Origin of the sequence: Lactobacillus colini (assembly GCF_017874575.1) — a bacterium.
Lineage (GTDB): Bacteria > Bacillota > Bacilli > Lactobacillales > Lactobacillaceae > Lactobacillus > Lactobacillus colini.
In genome coordinates, this window is record NZ_JAGGLU010000005.1 from 17,203 (window position 1) to 36,235 (window position 19,033).

At 35.5% G+C, this 19,033-nt stretch carries 24 protein-coding genes and 1 pseudogene; all 25 read left to right on the plus strand.

The features are described from left to right. Positions 1 to 7 precede the first annotated feature (7 nt). On the plus strand, positions 8 to 421 hold the full coding sequence (locus tag J2Z60_RS05310; protein ID WP_209686646.1) for a phage baseplate plug family protein: 414 nt from the start codon (positions 8 to 10) through the stop codon (positions 419 to 421). Further along, complete coding sequence (locus J2Z60_RS05315; protein WP_209686647.1) at positions 418 to 1,356, plus strand: hypothetical protein; 939 nt, start codon at positions 418 to 420, stop codon at positions 1,354 to 1,356. The genes J2Z60_RS05310 and J2Z60_RS05315 overlap by 4 nt, the downstream gene beginning before the upstream one ends. A gap of 10 nt (positions 1,357 to 1,366) precedes the next feature. Further along, positions 1,367 to 1,825, plus strand: a complete 459-nt coding sequence (locus J2Z60_RS05320) for a hypothetical protein (RefSeq protein WP_209686648.1) — start codon at positions 1,367 to 1,369, stop codon at positions 1,823 to 1,825. Beyond that, positions 1,825 to 2,208 (plus strand): contractile injection system sheath initiator, encoded by a 384-nt coding sequence (locus J2Z60_RS05325; RefSeq protein WP_209686649.1) that lies wholly within the window; start codon positions 1,825 to 1,827, stop codon positions 2,206 to 2,208. Before J2Z60_RS05320 ends, J2Z60_RS05325 begins: the two co-directional genes overlap by 1 nt. After that, the gene (locus J2Z60_RS05330) at positions 2,192 to 3,373 is read left to right on the plus strand and encodes a baseplate J/gp47 family protein (protein WP_209686650.1); all 1,182 of its coding nucleotides are present in this window, start codon (positions 2,192 to 2,194) and stop codon (positions 3,371 to 3,373) included. The genes J2Z60_RS05325 and J2Z60_RS05330 overlap by 17 nt, the downstream gene beginning before the upstream one ends. After that, complete coding sequence (locus tag J2Z60_RS05335; protein ID WP_209686651.1) at positions 3,373 to 3,933, plus strand: hypothetical protein; 561 nt, start codon at positions 3,373 to 3,375, stop codon at positions 3,931 to 3,933. The genes J2Z60_RS05330 and J2Z60_RS05335 overlap by 1 nt, the downstream gene beginning before the upstream one ends. A gap of 20 nt (positions 3,934 to 3,953) precedes the next feature. Further along, positions 3,954 to 6,689 (plus strand): pyocin knob domain-containing protein, encoded by a 2,736-nt coding sequence (locus J2Z60_RS05340; protein ID WP_209686652.1) that lies wholly within the window; start codon positions 3,954 to 3,956, stop codon positions 6,687 to 6,689. 20 nt (positions 6,690 to 6,709) lie between these two features. Continuing rightward, positions 6,710 to 7,105, plus strand: coding sequence for a hypothetical protein (locus J2Z60_RS05345; protein ID WP_209686653.1), 396 nt, complete (start codon positions 6,710 to 6,712; stop codon positions 7,103 to 7,105). After that, a complete protein-coding gene (locus J2Z60_RS05350; protein ID WP_209686654.1) occupies positions 7,102 to 7,488 on the plus strand; it encodes a hypothetical protein in 387 nt (128 codons plus the stop codon). The genes J2Z60_RS05345 and J2Z60_RS05350 overlap by 4 nt, the downstream gene beginning before the upstream one ends. Before the next feature lie 53 nt (positions 7,489 to 7,541). Continuing rightward, positions 7,542 to 8,093 carry a hypothetical protein gene (locus J2Z60_RS05355; protein ID WP_209686655.1) on the plus strand — a complete coding sequence of 184 codons (552 nt, stop codon included), beginning with the start codon at positions 7,542 to 7,544 and terminating at the stop codon, positions 8,091 to 8,093. Positions 8,094 to 8,104: 11 nt separating this feature from the next. Beyond that, a complete protein-coding gene (locus J2Z60_RS05360) occupies positions 8,105 to 8,275 on the plus strand; it encodes an XkdX family protein (RefSeq protein WP_209686656.1) in 171 nt (56 codons plus the stop codon). A 16-nt stretch (positions 8,276 to 8,291) separates the two neighbouring features. Further along, positions 8,292 to 8,693: a hypothetical protein gene (locus J2Z60_RS05365; protein WP_209686657.1), complete on the plus strand. Its 402-nt coding sequence runs from the start codon at positions 8,292 to 8,294 to the stop codon at positions 8,691 to 8,693. Positions 8,694 to 8,703: 10 nt separating this feature from the next. After that, entirely contained in the window at positions 8,704 to 8,943 is a 240-nt protein-coding gene (locus J2Z60_RS05370; RefSeq protein WP_209686658.1) for a restriction endonuclease subunit S domain-containing protein, read from the plus strand. Then, entirely contained in the window at positions 8,943 to 9,380 is a 438-nt protein-coding gene (locus J2Z60_RS05375) for a phage holin (RefSeq protein ID WP_209686659.1), read from the plus strand. Before J2Z60_RS05370 ends, J2Z60_RS05375 begins: the two co-directional genes overlap by 1 nt. Continuing rightward, the gene (locus tag J2Z60_RS05380) at positions 9,380 to 10,489 is read left to right on the plus strand and encodes a GH25 family lysozyme (protein WP_209686660.1); all 1,110 of its coding nucleotides are present in this window, start codon (positions 9,380 to 9,382) and stop codon (positions 10,487 to 10,489) included. The genes J2Z60_RS05375 and J2Z60_RS05380 overlap by 1 nt, the downstream gene beginning before the upstream one ends. Positions 10,490 to 10,671: 182 nt before the next feature. Then, on the plus strand, positions 10,672 to 10,818 hold the full coding sequence (locus J2Z60_RS05385) for a hypothetical protein (RefSeq protein WP_209686661.1): 147 nt from the start codon (positions 10,672 to 10,674) through the stop codon (positions 10,816 to 10,818). 47 nt (positions 10,819 to 10,865) lie between these two features. Further along, the gene (locus tag J2Z60_RS05390) at positions 10,866 to 11,027 is read left to right on the plus strand and encodes a hypothetical protein (protein WP_209686662.1); all 162 of its coding nucleotides are present in this window, start codon (positions 10,866 to 10,868) and stop codon (positions 11,025 to 11,027) included. Further along, entirely contained in the window at positions 10,993 to 11,211 is a 219-nt protein-coding gene (locus J2Z60_RS05395; protein ID WP_209686663.1) for a helix-turn-helix domain-containing protein, read from the plus strand. Before J2Z60_RS05390 ends, J2Z60_RS05395 begins: the two co-directional genes overlap by 35 nt. 355 nt (positions 11,212 to 11,566) lie before the next feature. Further along, positions 11,567 to 11,728 (plus strand): hypothetical protein, encoded by a 162-nt coding sequence (locus J2Z60_RS05400; protein WP_209686664.1) that lies wholly within the window; start codon positions 11,567 to 11,569, stop codon positions 11,726 to 11,728. A gap of 208 nt (positions 11,729 to 11,936) precedes the next feature. Further along, positions 11,937 to 12,161: a hypothetical protein gene (locus J2Z60_RS05405; RefSeq protein ID WP_209686665.1), complete on the plus strand. Its 225-nt coding sequence runs from the start codon at positions 11,937 to 11,939 to the stop codon at positions 12,159 to 12,161. A 197-nt stretch (positions 12,162 to 12,358) separates the two neighbouring features. Continuing rightward, positions 12,359 to 12,583 (plus strand): annotated as a pseudogene (locus tag J2Z60_RS05410) (MFS transporter); the annotation flags it as partial. A 205-nt stretch (positions 12,584 to 12,788) separates the two neighbouring features. Further along, the gene (locus tag J2Z60_RS05415) at positions 12,789 to 13,415 is read left to right on the plus strand and encodes a DUF3862 domain-containing protein (RefSeq protein ID WP_209686667.1); all 627 of its coding nucleotides are present in this window, start codon (positions 12,789 to 12,791) and stop codon (positions 13,413 to 13,415) included. A gap of 170 nt (positions 13,416 to 13,585) precedes the next feature. Continuing rightward, on the plus strand, positions 13,586 to 16,819 hold the full coding sequence (gene hsdR, locus J2Z60_RS05420) for a type I restriction-modification system endonuclease (protein WP_209686668.1): 3,234 nt from the start codon (positions 13,586 to 13,588) through the stop codon (positions 16,817 to 16,819). 15 nt (positions 16,820 to 16,834) lie between these two features. Further along, positions 16,835 to 18,283 carry a class I SAM-dependent DNA methyltransferase gene (locus J2Z60_RS05425; protein WP_209686669.1) on the plus strand — a complete coding sequence of 483 codons (1,449 nt, stop codon included), beginning with the start codon at positions 16,835 to 16,837 and terminating at the stop codon, positions 18,281 to 18,283. Then, a complete protein-coding gene (locus J2Z60_RS10900; protein ID WP_245328729.1) occupies positions 18,273 to 19,025 on the plus strand; it encodes a restriction endonuclease subunit S in 753 nt (250 codons plus the stop codon). The genes J2Z60_RS05425 and J2Z60_RS10900 overlap by 11 nt, the downstream gene beginning before the upstream one ends. Positions 19,026 to 19,033 lie beyond the last annotated feature (8 nt).

Consider the following 19,033-nt stretch of genomic DNA (forward strand, 5'->3'; position numbering starts at 1 on the left):
TGGTTACGTGAGAAATTATGTACCAGTAGATGTTAATAATTTACCTGATATTTTTGATATACAGCTAGCAGGTGAAATATATACATTTAGGATTGATTACAACCAGGTGGCAAACTATTACACCGTGACGATATTAAAAGATGATGTTACCTTACTTAGCCAAGAACCGCTTTTGTTAAATCAATTAGTGGGTATTGACTTACAGAATTCAAATCTTCCAAGTATTGATTTAAGAGTAATGGATGAAACGGGAAAAGCACAGGATGCTGGGCTAGGTGAATTAGGTGAAGGTAATGTTCAAATCTATTTAGATGTTATTGATCCTAATGGGTCAGAAACAGACGACCCGACAATTAAGCCTTTAGGCTATGACCCTGATGAAACAAGCGATGAATTAACAGATGAGGAGGTATCATTATGAGTATTATTACTAAAGACCCACATACATGGTTTGTTACCACTAATTCTAAGGGCAAGACTCAAACGGTCTATAACAATGAACGTATGAACCATAATTATCCTATGGGGTTCGAAGTCAACTTTAGTGATACTGCCACACCACCAGTTAACTCAATCACTTTATATAACATGTCAAAAGAACATAGAGATTTTTACCGTAAAAAACAAAAATGCTATGTAGCCTTTAACTGGGGCAAAGAAAAGAAAATAATATCAGAAGGGTATATCACTAAAACAAGTGTAAATCAGTCTGATGGCACTACGGATACGTTTGGGATTACCTTTACAGAAGGTACAGACTATAGCAATATCCAAGCTAGAGCCTTAAAAATCAATAATAAGAAATCTAAAAATACTAAAAAAGTTAAAGATTCTAAAGGTAAGAATAAGAATGTAAAGACTCGATCGACTAAAACTTCACTCGTTAACAAAACTTACAAGGCTGGTACAAGCTATAAAAAGCTTATACAAGGGATTGCAAGCCAATCAGGTATAAAGATAGCTAAAATAGATTTGGCAAAAAATCCAAAATTAAAAAAGGCTTACACCGCAAAAGGTAAGCCTTTAACTTTGCTCAAACAGTTGGTAAAAAAGACTAATTCTAAGATGACATATGTACGTGGAAAACTTGAAATCGTAAATCCTAAAAGCAATAAACGTACTTGGTATGTAATAGATGATAAAGACCTATTACAGCCACCTACATACAGCGAAGCCAGCGATGATGGGGAAAAGGGAACATGGGAGATAACACTGCCTTTAGTGCCCGAAATCACTGTTAATGTGGGTATCAAAATGGAAAGCAAGTACTTAAAGGGTAAGTTTTTTGTTAAAGCTGGCAAACATTCATCTGATGGCGATAATTTTCAGACGCAATGTTCGCTTGAAGCACTTTAGGGGGGGAATAATGGCATCACAGCATGAAATCCAAAGCGGCTGGTATAAAGGTATTGAAAAGCTATTACATGGCATATATGCAGGCATCAAAGTTGCTTATTTAGCTACAGTAGTAAAATACAATCCAAAAAAACATGTAGCGGACATTTTACCGCTGGTAATTGGATCAGATGGACAAAAATCTGCCCAATTTTTAGATATTCCTGTTGCGAAAAGTTGCTATTACCTCGATGAATGGTTTGATAAGGTATCAGGTGAGTTTGCAAAAATAGACGCTAAAACTGGATCAAATTTAAGCAAAAAGATACCACCTGAAAGTCCCAAAAAGCCTATTATGCATAAAGGTGCGGTAGTTGTTGTGGTTGTATTAGACCGTGATAGTGATAACTGGGACGGTGCTAAGCCGTTCAAACTAAACAGCTCACGATTGCACGATAGTAACGACAGCATCATTGTAGGAGTAATGTAATGGTAAAAGATTTAAAAGTAGACGAAAATGGAGACTTAATCATTGATCCATTAACTCACGACTTGGTTATGATTGATGGCGATGATGAAATATTACAGCGAATAAAAGCGACACTTGATATTAGATACGGTGAAATGAAAAATTTAGCGCCTGAAATTGGTGCAGACTATCAAAACTTTTTAGGTAAGAACTTTAACGAAGAGGGTGCGTCTGCAGATATGAGAGCGGCGATTACTGCACAAGTACCAGAAGTAGAAAATGTAACCAGTATCAAGTTTAAGAAGTTGCCTAATCGCCGTTTAGAAGTTGATTTTACAGCAACAATTAAGCATGAAGATAATTCGACTAGTAAAGTAGAAGGAGGGTATGAAGTTGGCACTTAAATTCGGAATCACTGAAAATGGTTTCGTTGCTCCTACTTACGAAGAAATATTAGATAGCGTTGAAGATGATTTTCAATCAAAATTCGGTTCAGATATTGTGTTAACTAGTAATTCTAATCTAGGTATCATTGCTAGACTAATTGCTTGGCGCGAAACTTCAATGATCCAAGAATTGCAGCAAGTTTATTACTCTGCCTTTATTTCTACAGCAACAGAAAGTGCGTTAGATAGGTTGGGTAGTAATGCGGGTATTCCTAGAAAGGTAGCTAGTCCATCGTTTGCTGAAATAGTGATTACTACAGAAGAAGAATACTTAATTCAAGCGGGAGAACAATTCGAAACAGAAGACGGAATCGTATTTAACCTTTTGACTGATGTTTTAACAACTAAACAAAAAGATGGAACGTGGCAAGGAATCGGGCAAGTACAATCTGATGAAACGGGTGACTTTAACAACGTTGAAGCTAACAAGATTACTATCATATCTAATCCAGATGATGAAGTTATCAATGTAACTAATCCTGCACCAGCTACAGGAGGACAAGAAACCGAAACAGACAGTACTTACAGAAATAGGCTAATTCTTGAAAATTCAGCCAAGCCAGGACCTACAGCCAGTGGAATTAAGTCAGCATTGCTCAATTTACCAGGCGTGCGTGAAGTTGGAATCGTTGAAAATTCTGAAAATAAGGTAGATGAGTATGGTAACCCACCATATACGGTGCATATTTACGTATTAGGTGGTAAAGGGCAAGAAATAGCGGACACATTGTCTAAGCATATAGCTGCTGGTGTTACTCTCACAGGATCAAAAAATTACACTGTCGTTGATGACAGTGGCAATAAAAAAGGTATTTCATTTGATTTTGCTCAAAATAAACCAATATATGTTAAAGTTGAGATTTCAGCTAATGCTAAATGGAATACAGACAGTAGCAGCGATGAAATTAAAAAAGCCATTGCTGAAAATATTAACAGTTTAGAAATGGGTCAAACTGTGCATTTAACTAAGCTATATCCTGCAATTTACGGAATTGAAGGCGTTGAAGAAGCATCGGTTACGCTCGGTATTGATAGTAATTCTTTAGGTAGTACGGATATAACTTGCAAGAAGTTTGAAGCGCCTAGTTGTGATGAAGATAACGTTGAGGTGGTGATTAAGTAATGGCTTATGTAACTACTGGTCAGCTTTTAGCCGAAATATCAGATCATTGGCGTAAAGATCCTGATAGTAATATTTATAAATTGCTAGATGGATTTAATGCACCATTTGAAGCGGTCAGTGATAACAGCTCAATTGTTAAAAACTGGCGCGATATATCTCTAGCTAAAGGGACAACTCTAGATTTACTTGGTAAAGATAGAAAGACTTACAGAGTAGGGCAAGACGATGACTTTTACAAATTCCTAATTTATATGAAAAACTTATTAGCTAAGTCACAAGGAACCAATACCAGTATTGCCAATATCTCAAAAACAGCCCTAAACGCTAATGCGAACATAAAAATCTGGCAAACAGGTACTAGGCACATTGCGGTCACTATTCCAATTAGTCAGGCAGGTACAGTAGAGCGTGAGAAAATTATTTTAAACAGCTTACAGCAACTAGTGGCGTTAGGTATATGGCTAGATAAGTTAATTTGGCAAGCAGAAACAAGTTCACAAAATTACTATGCGGCTATTATTACAACGAATGAACATTATGAATTGTCAACTACAGTATAGAAATAGAAAAGGAGGTTTACATGGAAAAATTTAATAAAACAGTCGTCACTAATGTGGGACGACAACAACTTGCAAGTATAGCAGGTGGTCAAGGTAAGTTAACTTATACTAAAGCCGCTCTTTTCACACAAAATGTTAACGATTTAAGCCAGGACGAAATACTAAATCTAACATCATTATCTGGTAATCAGTTAGAAACAAATATTCAAGTCATTAAGGTTAATACTAACAACATTACTGTATCAGCATCTTTTAACAACTCTACTTTGAGTCAAGATATTAATTTTGATTCGATTGGATGGTATGCATCAACTACTGTAGATAGCGACGAAAAGCTGTTTGCTATAACTCCATCATTTACTGCGCAAACATTAGTTGCTGGGTCTAATAGTAAATCAACAGCATCTTTTGACATAAATTTAAACATTGGATTATCTCAAAGTGTAGATGTGGTAATACAACCACAAGAAGCGGGTTTTATTGACCAGTCTAAGTTACAAGCTGCATTAAGCGAATTAAAGAGTAGCGGATTAATAAACAATGGAGATGAAGCAGTTGACAAGGAAGATTTAGCTAAGCGTTTTACAACTTCAATTCTTTATATTAATGGAGAAAATACTTTAAATGTGCCTAGCGGATTTAGTAACCACGGTCAATTATTAAGCATAGGTAGTAATGATACAGCTCATGATGCGGTTCACATTTTATACGACACTCAAAATAATAAAGAATATATTCAAACTTTTGATAGCGCAGCTAATAAATGGAGTAAATGGACTACCAGTACTGACATCTTTTACACTAAAGACGAAATAAATAAAAAGTTTGACAGTATTAATGATATTGTAGGACCACAATTAGACACTACAAAGGCGGAGATAAACAAATCAATTATTAATACTAATCAAAAAATTGATAATCTTGCTAATATAGATATCAAAGCTATTAAAGATAAGTTAAGTAAGCTGGATGGTGATATAGATTACGAAGGTATAAATGCTGACTTAATCACAGATACGGGCGTATATTATGTAAATCCTAAAGGCGCACAACATTATGCCTCAGATTCATCGTCTGTATTGGTGGTGCAAAGCACTAATAATGGTAAAAATGTCGTACAGTGGCAGATTGACGGCGGATTCCATGTAAGATATAAGTCTGATGGTGCTTGGACTGATTGGGCACAGTTTACGACTTATGACCAGTTTGACTATCTAAATAGTGCGATAAGCGGTCTTGAAGATAAGGTACAAGGTAACAAGACCGACATTGAATCAAAATTAGAAAATGCTAAGCAAGCCTTACAAAAGGCAATTGCGTTAAAGCCTGATAGTTCTAACACTTACACCAAGGGTGAGGTTGATAATTTAGTTAATCCTAAAGTTATTGATGCCCCTACTGATATTAATAAGTTCACTACTAATGGTACGTATAAAATGCGTAACCCAAATAACACTAATACTCCGCCGTGGATCCACGATCATAGAGGGCAGCTGATAAATTATAACTATGATGGTAACGCTAAAACACAAATATGGCTTCCAGTGGGTACAGGTGCAACAGGTGGCGACTTAGCCTATAGATATTGGGAAGGTAGTAATGCGCCCGACTGGATAAGACTATCAACTTATCAAGAGTTGCAAACAGTACAAAGAGATTTACAGTCTAAGATTGATATTCGCCGACCTATTTATTACGGGAATAACGGTGAAGATATATTATCATTCAATAGCCCACAGATTAGAATTTATACCAATGCTACAAACATAAAAAATTTACCTCCAATGAATAGATCTAATTACTTTTACGTTGAGTATTTTATAAGTGCTTGGGGACAAGTAGTGCTTCACGATCAAGATAGCTATCTTTGGATAAATTCTAAAAATGGTGATTATTGGACTGGCTGGCGTAAGGTAGTGGTATCGAACGATTTAGGAAATCTTAATGGAGATAACACTTATAACAATCCTAACTTTAACAATCTGACTACTAGTGGAAATTACTATATTTCTAATCCAACGACTGCAAATAATGCACCAACTACTAATTGGGGTAATTTAATTGTAGCTAAAGGGCAATTACAAAGAATCCAGCAGATTTATTTTGAAGATGGTACTAATAATAGTATGTTCATCCGTATGTACTACAATAATAGCCATACAGCGTGGTCACCGTGGCATCGAGTTTTAGCGGATTATGATTTTAATAATCTGCAAAACCAAATTAACGGTAAAGCATCAAATCAGGCCGTAACTAATGCGCAAAATACTGCTAACAATGCCAACGCTAATGCTAATAATAGATTATCCAAAATAGGCACAGATAATATGGCGCCTACTGCCTTTATTAATTGGATTAGCAACATCGCTAATGGTAATCGAGGAAATCTAGGCGGAATAGGTTGGTACGGTGCTACAGATTGGGTAAAAATATATGGTGCACAGACTGGTCCAGATAACCTGGACTTAGTCTTTGAACTTGGCGATGATAACTCGAATAGTATTGTTTATCGTTGGAATGGTGCAGAGAAAGCGCGGATTACCTCATCTGGGCAATTCACTGGAACGATTGACTGGAACCATGTTAATGGGCGACCAGGTAATATTGCTAACACAGGTCAAATTAGTGATTTACAAAATCAAATAAATCAGATTAGGTCCACTATGCCAGTAGTGCAAAAGTTTAGTGATATTAATCAAGCTAAGAACTGGTCTAATGCTGGTGGTAGTCAGCTCAGAATAGCACTTATTAACTAGAGAAAGAAAGGTACTGTTTTATGCTAGATAAAAATATCAAAAAAGTAGCAATAGGTGGGACTATTTTTGATAGGTCTTATGCTGGTTTGAAGTGCAGATTACACTATGTAGATAATACGGTGTATATATATCCTATTATGTTTGATAGTGATTGGCACGATTGGGATATCTCTACTAGCGAAATTTACACTATATTAGGTAGATGTGAATTTAATGGATCAACGTGGTATTTAGTACAAGGTTACTTTTCTTATACTATTAATAACGGTGCTAATACAGCATTCCCTGATGATGCTTTATCTTTAGTTAGAAGCGATTCAGTAAACATAATCTGGGGGGGTAAATTCCTACAGTATCAACCTTTATGTATTACTCTGTGCATGTTATGCATCCCTAAAAAGGTGGTGCTAGCATGAATTGGGGAATAACTATAAATGGTGAACTATATATTAGATATAGCGAAAAAATAAGTAATACCCAACAACTTTATGAAACTGTATTAAAGCTAAATCCTACTCTACTAAAAAATAAAGAATTTGTTTTACCAATGACGTTAACAGATACCAGTTACATTGAAAGTTCATCTACACCGACATTTAACCCAGATGGTAGTGTAACTTGGACAGGTCACAATTATACTTACTATAAAACAATCAATTCAGGCACTAGGATTACACTAGTAGGATATAATAAAAATGATAATAACGGCTTCTGGATTGGTGTCAAAATTCCAGGTGACAACACTGTATACGGTAAAGATATTTCAACGAGTGATTTTTTAAGAATCATCGGAAAATAAATAGCTCATAGGGCGTTCCTATGGGTTATTTTTATGCAGAAAGGAAAAATTAAATGACTGAAATAACACAAGTAACGGACAACCGTCCAGAATGGGAAAAAATCGAAGCAGACGCACAAAAATTAGTTAACGAAAGTAGCTACTACAATCAAGTAGCTTACATATCAGATAACAAACACGACTGTATGCCAGTGGCTGTTGATGTGCTTATGGGTGATGATTATCCATATGTAGTAGATAGACCAACAGGCTTAATTAATCCAAAATTTAACTGGGATACACATGAGTGGATTGAAAATAATGCGGCTGGGCAAGCTAAGCAACTAGCTTCACTTCAAGAAACGATTAAAAACTTAAGTTTAAAAAGTGAAGAAATCGATAAAAAGAATAAAGAAGTTACCTATGCTTTACAAAATGTACAAGAAGTGCAGGTGCTAACTTCCAAGCAAAATGCGGAATTTATGAAACAGTTTATGACGCAAACTCAAAATACCAACGAAATGATGAAAACTGTACAGTCCACTTTAACTACTTTGACTAAGAGCGTCGAAGCATTGCAACCAGCCCAAGATACTAGTACAGATACAAAAACAGAAGCTAATTAGGAGGTAATAAAATGACAAACTTTTTAGAACTTATCCATGAAAATAACGTGGTTTTTTACACATGCGGTTATGCAATCGGCATGTATAGCAAACAAGAAATTGCAGATTTAATTAAGCGAGATATTCTTTATCAAGATGATTATAAAAAGATCGTCGGTGAGGATTACCCAGCAACAGCGTAGGAACTAGGCGGTATATATGAAGCAGGAAGATAGATTGCTATTTGATAAGCTGCTGCACTTATGTGAGGTTTTAATATCTGGAGTGGTCACAGCAACTGGATTAGGTCTTTTGTTTGACCGTAGTTACTTCTTCTATCCGCCAAGTATGAGAGTCATCGAAAATGACATCCGAATTGATGCTTTGATCATCATTATCGGTTTGTCATTTTTTATGTATCTTATATGGGGACAGAAGAAAAAACTGGTTACAAAAGGATTTTTAATTGCTTGTGGTTGTATCTTTATGGCACTGGCATTTGTCCAATTCTGGCACTTGTCGGGTATGCCTATGGTAGATGCAGCAGTTAAGATGTCACACTCAACGATAGGTAATATCGGCTTCTTTTTGCTAGTCAATATTTGTGCTTATTTTGAGTGAGGTGGTTCGGTTGCAGTACATAGGCGCTATTATAGGCGCAATAGGGGGTGTCATTGGTGCTATAGGTACTACATGGCTTGCCTTTGGCAAAAACAAAAGGGACAGTTATGCCCAAATAGCAGATAATTATCAAGACATTATCAAATCTTTACGCAAAGAGATAGCGAGAAAAGATAAAGAGCTGCAAGAGAAATCACGAGAAATTAACAAACTGATAAGAGAAAATCGTAAATTGAAGGAGAAAAAATAATGTCATTAACTTTGATTAAAGAAATTACTGATATAGTTATGATTGTAGTAGGTGTTGCTGTAGCAGGATTAGGCGCTTACTACGTAAAAAACAAAGTATCTATTGATAAAAAGGCACAAGAAGGTGATAACTTCGCTAAGGCTACTAAGTATATTGCTACTCATGCCCAATCACTTGTATATCAAGCAGAGAAGAATGGAGGTAGCGGAGATGAAAAGCTTAGTTTTGTGGTCAATGCGATTACTACAGCCTTGTCACTAGCTCACTTACCTAATCCAGGGGAAGCCTTTATCAAAGGTGAAATCGAAAAGAGTGTAAAGGTCATGAAATCCACCTCTGATACTATTAGCGTAGCGAGTGAAGAAGTACCAGAAGAAGAAAAGAAATTAGCGCCTACTACTGTTGAAGTGGAAAATAACAATCAGGAGGGCAAGTAATGGCTAGGACATATGGTGTAGATGTATCTGTTTATCAGGATGCTAGGCTAAATTATCCAGGCGCACAGTTTGCTATTGTTAAACTCACAGAAGGTACAGGCTATCAAAACCCTGTAGCGTACGATCAAATTACAAGTGCTAAAAAGCAAGGCATTGCTCCAATGGGGTATCATTTTGCTACTTTTGGAGCTAATAGCCTTGCAGCAGTAAGCGAAGCTAACTGTGCTATAGCTAAAGCTAAGAGTGTAGGACTTCCAAAGGGATCAGCACTTGCGTGCGACTGGGAAACTGGCGACGGTAACAAGGTCGATGGCGGTGTTAATGTCAGTGCAAGTGCTGTGTTAGCATTTATGGATACTGTAGCTAAGGCTGGCTATAAACCCTTGCTTTATTCTGGCGCATCTTTACTTAGAAACAACATCAATACTAAGCTAATTTTAGCTAAGTATCCTAACTCACTATGGGTTGCTGCCTATCCGAGTGGTAATGGTACAAAAGTAGATATTCCTAATTTTAATTACTTCCCGTCTATGGACGGTGTAGCAATCTGGCAATTTACCGACAATTGGAAGGGTATGCACGTAGACGGCAATGTTATGTTAATTGACGTCACTAAATCTAATCCAAGTGCTAAAGTAGCAGAGCAGGTTAAGCTACCCGAAAAGATGGAAGTCACCGTTCACCCAGTAGTAAAGTGGGACGTACCAAGAGTATTTGTCGTAACTAATAAGGCTGGTGCTACCTTATATGATGATTATGATTTAAAAAAATCAATTGGTAGCAGACCACAGAACTCCAGCTTTATCGTGCTTGATGAAAAGAATGGCGCTATTAAAGTTGGTAAAAATCAATGGTTTGACGGACGCGCAGGGATTACGAAGTCTAACCCTATAGCTTATGATGATTATAAGAGCGGTACTTTAAAAGTTATGCTAGATAATACACATGCACTTGATGCACCTAAAGCAGATGCAGGCAAGGTGTATAAGCTTGTAAAGGGCGCAAAATATAAGTTTGAAGGACGCAAGGGACGCTTCTTAGCATTAAAAGACAAATACAAAGATAAGACGGTTTACGTAACTGGTAATAGGGCGTTTATCGTGCTATAAACGTATAAAATATTAAAGACCATCAGGGATTAAGTTTGATACAATTTCACTAAAGTGGGATTGCATCAGTTCCTTGATGGTCTTTTTTTGTATATTTCATTAGATTTTTTGCCAATCATATTTACATTTAGTAACTTATATGTTACTATAATAATGAAGATTAACGAAAGGAGGAAAATCCAATGCTTAATACAGTTCTTTCAATTGCAACGCTTGTTGGTTCAATTCTTGGCTCTGTAATCATGGTACAAAAGATTTATATGAACCATTTAAATACCAAAAAGCTGAAAAAAGAACTCAAAAAGATGGACAAAGAAGACTCTTCTTAGAGCCTTTCTTTGGCAACTTGTATTATACAACATTGGAAAGGTTTATCATGTTAACAAAAATTTCAGCTGTATGTGTAATTATCTTCGCTTTACTTTGCGTTATTGCAGCATTTTCTACTTGGAAAACTAGAAAATTAGAAAAGAAAGTAGAACAAAAAAAGGAATTATCAGAAAATGAACGTATTACAAAAATATCTAGACAAAAATAAAATAAGCAAATACAGGGTGTACAAAGAAACAGGTATATCTAAAATGACTCTATCACATGCAACGGCTGAGGGTAAAAAACTTGAGGGTCAAACGGTGAAAGTACTTAGTGCGGTTGCAAAAACTTTAGGTAAAACACCAGGTCAAGTATTAGATGATTTAATTGCGCTAGAAAAAATAATTTAGTTCAAAAAAATTAAAAAAGTTGGCGATATACATATATTCATAAATATAATGTGTATTTATAAAATAATTTATTTGGCCAAGAAATTAAGAAGAGTACTATCCTATATCCTTATAAATATTTGTCAAAAGAAAATTATTTTGCAGTGAAAACTAAGTCTGGCAAAACGGTATATATTAATGGTAAAAAAGTAAAAATTATTCTAGGCTAGATTCAAAAAAGGCTATCTGGGGTGTAATTCCCTGGATAGCCTTTTTTGCGTATTTTTTTTGATTTCTTTACTAGATTCTGTTGACTTTTACAACGATATATCGTATTATAATAAATGTAAGGAATAAGAGAGGAGGTAATTAAATCATGGAATGGAAAAGAGGTGAAAATATTGAAGCTTTGGGCTTGGATAAAATCCAAAATAAAAAAGCCGGTAGAAATAGAGATTCAATTGAACCTGACTCTATTTGTAATACCGACTTTGACAATCCACTTCAAGTGGAAGCTATAGCAAGATGGGGAGGATAACTCCTCTACTTGTTATACCCAATTTTAGCAAGCCCGTTTCAAGAAGTAAATATGAAAAGATACAGATTCACAAAAATGATTAATGGAATCAAATTTAAATTCGATTTAGATTTAAGACCAAGAGTTTTTATTCTTGCAATACTTGAATTAGGCATTTTAGGATGGATAATTTCAAAGATATTTTAATAAGAGAAATAAGAAGAAAATTATGAAAAACGTTTTACAACAGTATTTAGATCAAAATGGTGTGACTAGATACCAGATTCACAAAGCTACAGGAATTGCACAAACTACTTTGCAAAGTGCAGTAGCACCAACCAAGCCTTTGTCAGGGCAAACAGTAAAAGTGATTAGTGCAGTTGCAGATACTTTAGGCAGAACGCCAGGTCAGGTACTAGATGATTTAATTGCATTAGAAAAAATAATAGATTAGCACTTAAGGCAAATGAGTGCTATAGTTTTTTTATACAGTATTTATGGAGCAAAAAAAAGCCTTCTGAAATTCAGTAGGCTTTTAATTTGTTCGAAAAAAGTTCGAAAACTTTAACACAACTATAATCGAATATCTACAAAAAATATTGGTATAAAAGCACATACCACGCTTAAAAACAGTTAAAAACCGGGCTAGCTAACTGGCTAGACTGGGCTGCACCGCATGATTCAATTAACTTGGCTACAACAATTGTCTTAGTTTTGGTTAATGTTGGGTGTGCAATTTCACCAATGGTTATCAACGCAATTACTCCAGATCCTAAACAAGCATTGATCATTTCGATGATTTTCTTCGTTTGCTTTACCATTTATGCCGTTGGCCATTATGTTCATGTACATAAGCAAGCAGCAGTTAAGGCATAGCCTTATGGTATATACAGAGTTAAGTTATATATAATTTTGATTTAGTCGGTTCATTAATTTGAACTGGCTTTTTTTATTTAAAATCAAGTATTATCAATGATTTTCTGATTGCTTAAAGCGTAACCTAGGACTTCAGTTGTTTTTGCTTTTTTGAAAATGATATAATTCAAGTGAAAATACACTTAATATTAGAAAAAGAAGAGCTATGTTTAAAAGAATTAAAAAAATAAAAAAGCTAGCAATGACTATTTCAATGGTCTTTGCAGCAGTAAAAGCGGTAGAATCTTATGGTAAAAAAGTTCAAGATAAAAATAAGCAAAAGCAAGTTGTAGAAAATAGTCGTATCCTGCAAGCCAAGAAATTACGGGAAAAGTTCAATCTAGTTAACGTAGGTGATCTAACAGATGACGGTCATGGTGGCAGCAATGAGTCTGAAATATTAGAATTATTTGGCGAACCTGATGTAATAACTGATTCTAAGATTCAAGATATTGATGTTAAGGTTTATACTTGGCGTCGCAATATGATTATCTTGACTATTCAACTAACTTCAGACCATGTCATTTCTAAAAATATTACTGGCTTTAGGTGGGGTGAGCGTCCTGAGAAGCTGACGTTAGAAGTATTTGATAACTTGGAAACTAATAGTTCATATTCTAGCATTATTGGACTTATTGATGAACCAGATGGTTATAATGAAAGCAGAATTAACGACCATAGCTTAATTACTGCAACATGGAGAACTGGTTTAAATGGTAGGCGTGGAGCTAATGCTATCTTGCTATTTAGGGATGACCAATTAATTGATAAGTCGCAAGTTCATTTAGCATAATAAACTTAAGGGGATGTTTCTTAATTGAAACCCTCTTTTTTGTTTTTGGATAAAGTGCTTAAATAGTGGTAGAATTCTGTAGTTTACATAACATAACGACTAACTTATCTCAAGCTGTGTTAATTTTGTTATACTAAGATTGATAATTTTTAAAAGAAATGGGAATAATTATGGGAAATTTTATAACGACTGACAAAAATTATTTGCCATATGCAAAGTTAGCTGATAGTGCAGAAAGCCTAGTTTATTCTGATCCGCGTAGTAGCTTAACTATCTTTGGAACATTTGCAGAGCAGCTTACTCAAGAAATTTTTCGCTTAGATGGATTGAATGGTCTAACTAATTACAATACCTCTCAAAGAGAACGTATTGATATTATGAGATATTCGAATAATGAATATCCCGATATTGTTTTGCAAGATTTAGACATAATTAGAAAAAAGCGTAATCGAGCAACGCATCAAACTGCAGTTGAATTTCAGCCTGTACAAGCTGATGCTTTAGAAATTGATAAATTGGCATATGTGGTTTGGACTTGGTTTTTACAAATTTTTTCACAAGATAAAATTCAGCCATATCAGTTGCCTGTAGATATGAAGCAAATATTAGCTGATAAAGAAGATGAAGTTGCTAGACTAAAGGCTCAAATAGCTAAATTACAAGCTCAACCTAATGTAAATCCAGAGCCAACCCCAGCGCAAAAAGAAAAGCGACATAAAATTACTATTCAATATGCCAAGTTATATAAAATTACTGAAGAGCAGACCCGCGAATTAATTGATGACCAATTAAAAAATGCTGGCTGGGAAGCGGATACTGAGAAACTCAATAATTTTAAAAATAATACGCTCCCTAAAAAGGGTCATAATATGGCAATTGCTGAGTGGGTTCTTCCTAATAAAAAGCGTGCCGACTACGCCCTTTTCATTGGAAAAGAGCTAGTAGGTGTAATTGAAGCTAAAGCGTGGGGATCTGATATTTCTGGACAACTGCCTCAAGCCAAAGAATACTCACGTTTATTCTCAGAGTCTGATGAGTATCAATTAATTGTACAAAATACGGATCATTATAAAGCACCTTTTATTTATGTTGCTAATGGTCGACCTTATACTAAGCAATATGAAGAAAAATCTGGTATTTGGTTTTGGGATGCTAGAAATGCATTAGATAGCAGCTATGCTCTAGAGGAATTTCATAGTCCAAACGATTTAAAATTAAAACTTACTGCTGTAAAGAAAATTATTGCTAACCAATCACTCACAAAAGATGATGAATTCCCTGAATTTGCTGGTCGCTACTATCAAAAAGAAGCAGTGCAAGCTTTAGAAGATGGAATTAAACATGGTAAAAAGAAACTCCTCTTAGCAATGGCAACTGGTACTGGTAAAACTAGAACTGCTATGGCTTTAATGTATCGCTTATTAAAGCACAAGCGTGCACGTAGAATTCTTTATCTTGTAGATAGAAATTCACTTGGTCATCAAGCCGCTGATGCTATTAAAGATAATAAGGTAGGCAATTATCCACTTGCTTCTATCTATGGAATGAAGGAATTAGCTAATAAATTGCCTGAATCATCAACTAAAATTCAAATTGCGACTGTACAAGGGATGATTAAACGGATATTTTATAATGATAATAAAATGAAAAAACCATCTGTAGGGATGTATGACTTTATTATCGTTGATGAAGCCCACCGTGGGTATGCTGAAGATAGGCAAATGTCTGAAAAAGAATATCATGCATATAATGAGCAAGATTATATTAGTCAGTATCGGCGTGTAATTGACTATTTTGATGCAGTAGTGATCGGCATGACAGCTACACCAGCTTTACAGACAATTAATATTTTTGGTAGACCAATTTATTCATATAGTTATATGCAAGGTGTACTTGATGGAGTATTAGTTGATCATAATGCACCACACATTATCCAAACCAAACTTTCTCAAGAAGGTATTAAGTTAAAGAAGGGTAAAGTTTCCGTTTATGATGAATTAAGTAAGTCTGTAAGTAAGGAAGAATTACCTGATAATATGGATTTTGATCTTAAAGACTTCAATAAGCGGGTCATTACTCGCTCCTTTAATGAAGTAGTCTGCGATTACTTGGCTAGTCAACTTGATCCTAACGATCCTAACATGGGTAAGACACTAATTTTTGCAGCAAATGATGCACATGCAGATATGATTGTAGATTTACTAAAAAAATCTTTCAAAAAAATTGGTAATGGTGTTAACGACGACGCCATTGAGAAGATTACAGGCTATTTACGTCATCCTGATGAAGAAATACGCCGCTATAAAAATGAGGAATTCCCTAATATAGCAGTTACTGTTGATTTGTTAACTACGGGTATTGATGTACCGACTATTTCAAATTTAGTCTTTTTAAGACAAATAAAATCACGTATACTCTATGAGCAAATGCTGGGACGAGCAACTCGCTTGTGTCCAGCAATTAATAAGGATCATTTTGAAATTTATGATGCAGTGGGAATTTATGACGCAATGAGTAAGGTTACTGATATGAAACCGGTAGTTAAGGATCCTAAGCACGATGTCAGCTACTATGTAAGTAAAAAGCATGATTTCTTTGAAGTTGCTGATCATAAGTTAGTTAAACAGTACCAAACAGACATGTCAGCAGCGATTGAACGGAAGATTAAGCGTTTACCAGATTCCTCTAAAAAAGATTTTGAGCGGTTAAATGAATTAAAATCAATTGATCAATGGGCAGCTTCACTTTCTAAAATGAGTGAAGATGAGTTCGTCAGTCAGTGGGATAAATTTGAAAAATTATCATATCTTAAATCTGTAAGACCCAAGCAATATATTTCTAGTGAAAAGGATGAATTGCTAGACGTTAAACGTGGTTATGGCAATGGTAATTTAGAACCTGGTGATTATATAGATAGCTTTAATAATTTTGTAAAACAAAATATTAATGTTATTCCCGCACTTAATATTATTGCTACACGCCCGAAGGACTTAACTTTGAACGAATTGAAGCAGATTAAGCTGCATTTAGAACAAAATGGCTTTAAAGAAAATAGCCTGCAAACCGCTTGGAAGAACGCTAATCATGTGCAAACTACCGCTGACATTATTAGCTTTATTCGTCAGGCTGCAATCGGGTCACCACTAACCGATCATGAAACTAGAATACGTAATGCGATGCAAAAGATCTATGGTATGGCAGATTGGACAGTAATTCAAAAGAAGTGGCTTGCTAGAATTGAAAAGCAATTAAAAGAAACTACAGTTTTGGGACCTGATGCAGAACATGCATTTGATGACAATGAATTGTTTAGAATGCATGGCGGCTACAAGAGCATGAAAAAGGTATTCCCTAAGCAGATTGATAATATTGTAAAGACATTAAATGATAATTTATATGCATAATTAAGGAGAGTGCGCGTGAATAACCAAGAAATTGTTCAAAAATTATGGAATGAATGTAATGTATTGCGTGATGACGGAGTTAGCTATCAAGATTACATTACTGAATTAACTTACTTGTTATTCTTAAAGATGAGTAAAGAACAAGGTCAAGAAGATGATATTCCCCAAGATTTACGCTGGGATGCATTAGTGGCTCATGAGGGAACGGAACTAATGAGCTTTTATCGGCAATTACTATTAGACTTGGGTAATCCGGATAAGGTACACAGCGCTAAAATTAATGTTATTTATAGAAATGCTTCTACTACTATTGATGAGCCAGCCAATTTAGAAAAAATTATCAAAGATATTGATGCTTTAGATTGGTTCACTGCTCGCCAAGAGGGATTAGGTGATATGTATGAAGGCTTAATGCAAAAAAACGCCGAAGAAGTTAAGTCTGGTGCAGGTCAATACTTCACTCCCCGTCCCTTAATTAACATGATGGTTAGGATGACTAGACCAAAAATTGGCGAAAGATTGAATGACCCTGCAGCTGGTACTTTTGGCTTTATGGTGGCAGCAGATGAATATTTGAAAGAAAAGAATGATGATTACTTTGACCTTAGTCCTAAAGAAGCTAAATTCCAAAAAGAAGATGCTTTCTCGGGTATGGAATTAGTTCCGGGTACTCACCGTTTGGCCATGATGAATGAATATCTTCATAAAATGAACGGGCGACTAGAGCAAGGCGATTCCTTGTCTAGTGCAGGTAAGTGGATGAAGGACTTCGACGTGGTCTTGACCAATCCACCATTCGGCACTAAGCGAGGTGGCGAGCGAGTAAGTCGTGATGACTTAACTTATGACACTTCTAACAAGCAGCTTAACTTCTTACAGATTATCTATAATTCATTGAAGAAGAATGGTAAGGCTCGCGCAGCTGTGGTTGTACCTGATAATGTCTTATTTGACTCTGGTAAGGGTGAAGATATTCGCAAGGACTTAATGAATAAGTGCAATCTTCATACTATCTTGAGATTACCAACGGGTATCTTCTATGCCCAAGGTGTGCAGACTAATGTCTTATTCTTCACACGTGGTGAAAGTGACTATGATAATACCAAGGATGTCTGGATCTATGATATGCGTCATCAGATGAGATCATTCGGTAAGAGAAATCCGTTGAATAAGCAGGATTTTGAAGAATTTGAAAAAGTATTCTGTGCTGACGACCGCACAAAGCGTCAAGAAACTTGGGATAAGGAAAAGAATCCTAATGGTCGCTGGCGCAAGTTTTCAATTGATGAGATTATGAAGCGCCCTAATACTAGTCTTGATATTTCATGGATGAGTGATGAAGAAGAGAAGCAGCAGAAGTCACTTAAAGAAATTATGTCTGACATGAATGAAAAGGCGAAAGCTATTAATGAAGCAATTGCGGAATTAAATAAGGCGTTGGAAGGAATTGAAGATGACGATTAATAGTTTAAACTTTGATGCGCAAGCTCTAAGGGAAAAGATCCTTGACTTGGCAATGCGCGGCAAGTTGGTTAAGCAAGATCCTAATGATGAACCAGCCAGTGTCTTACTTGAGAAGATTAAGGCAGAAAAAGACCAGCTTGTTAAGGAAAAAAAGATTAAGAAAACTAAGCCCCTTGCTCCAATTACTGATGAAGAGAAGCCCTTCGATATTCCTGATAGTTGGGAATGGGTTAGGTTTGGTAACATAGTTAACTTTTATTTAGGAAAAACTCCTAAAAGGGCAACTCACACCTATTGGAAAAATGGAGAATATCCTTGGGTAGCAATCTCTGATATGAAAGATGATCGAATAAGTGAAACTAAGGAAAAAATAACTCAAAAAGCATTAGAAGAAACATTTAAAAATCAATTGGTTCCAAAAGGTACACTATTAATGAGTTTTAAACTCACTATTGGTAAAACTGTGATATTGGATAAACCTGCAGTTCATAATGAAGCGATTATTTCAATATATCCGGTTTTGAATATTGATAATGTTACGAGAAATTACTTATTTTATTTGCTACCTATAATTAGTAACATGGGGTATGCAACGCCAGCTATTAAAGGAAAGACTTTAAATAAGACTCTTTTAAATGATTTAATGATACCTCTCCCACCACTTGAAGAGCAAAGTCGAATCGCTGACAAAATAGCGCAGCTATTCGCTTTGCTTCGCAAAGTCGAATCGCTGACAAAATAGCGCAGCTA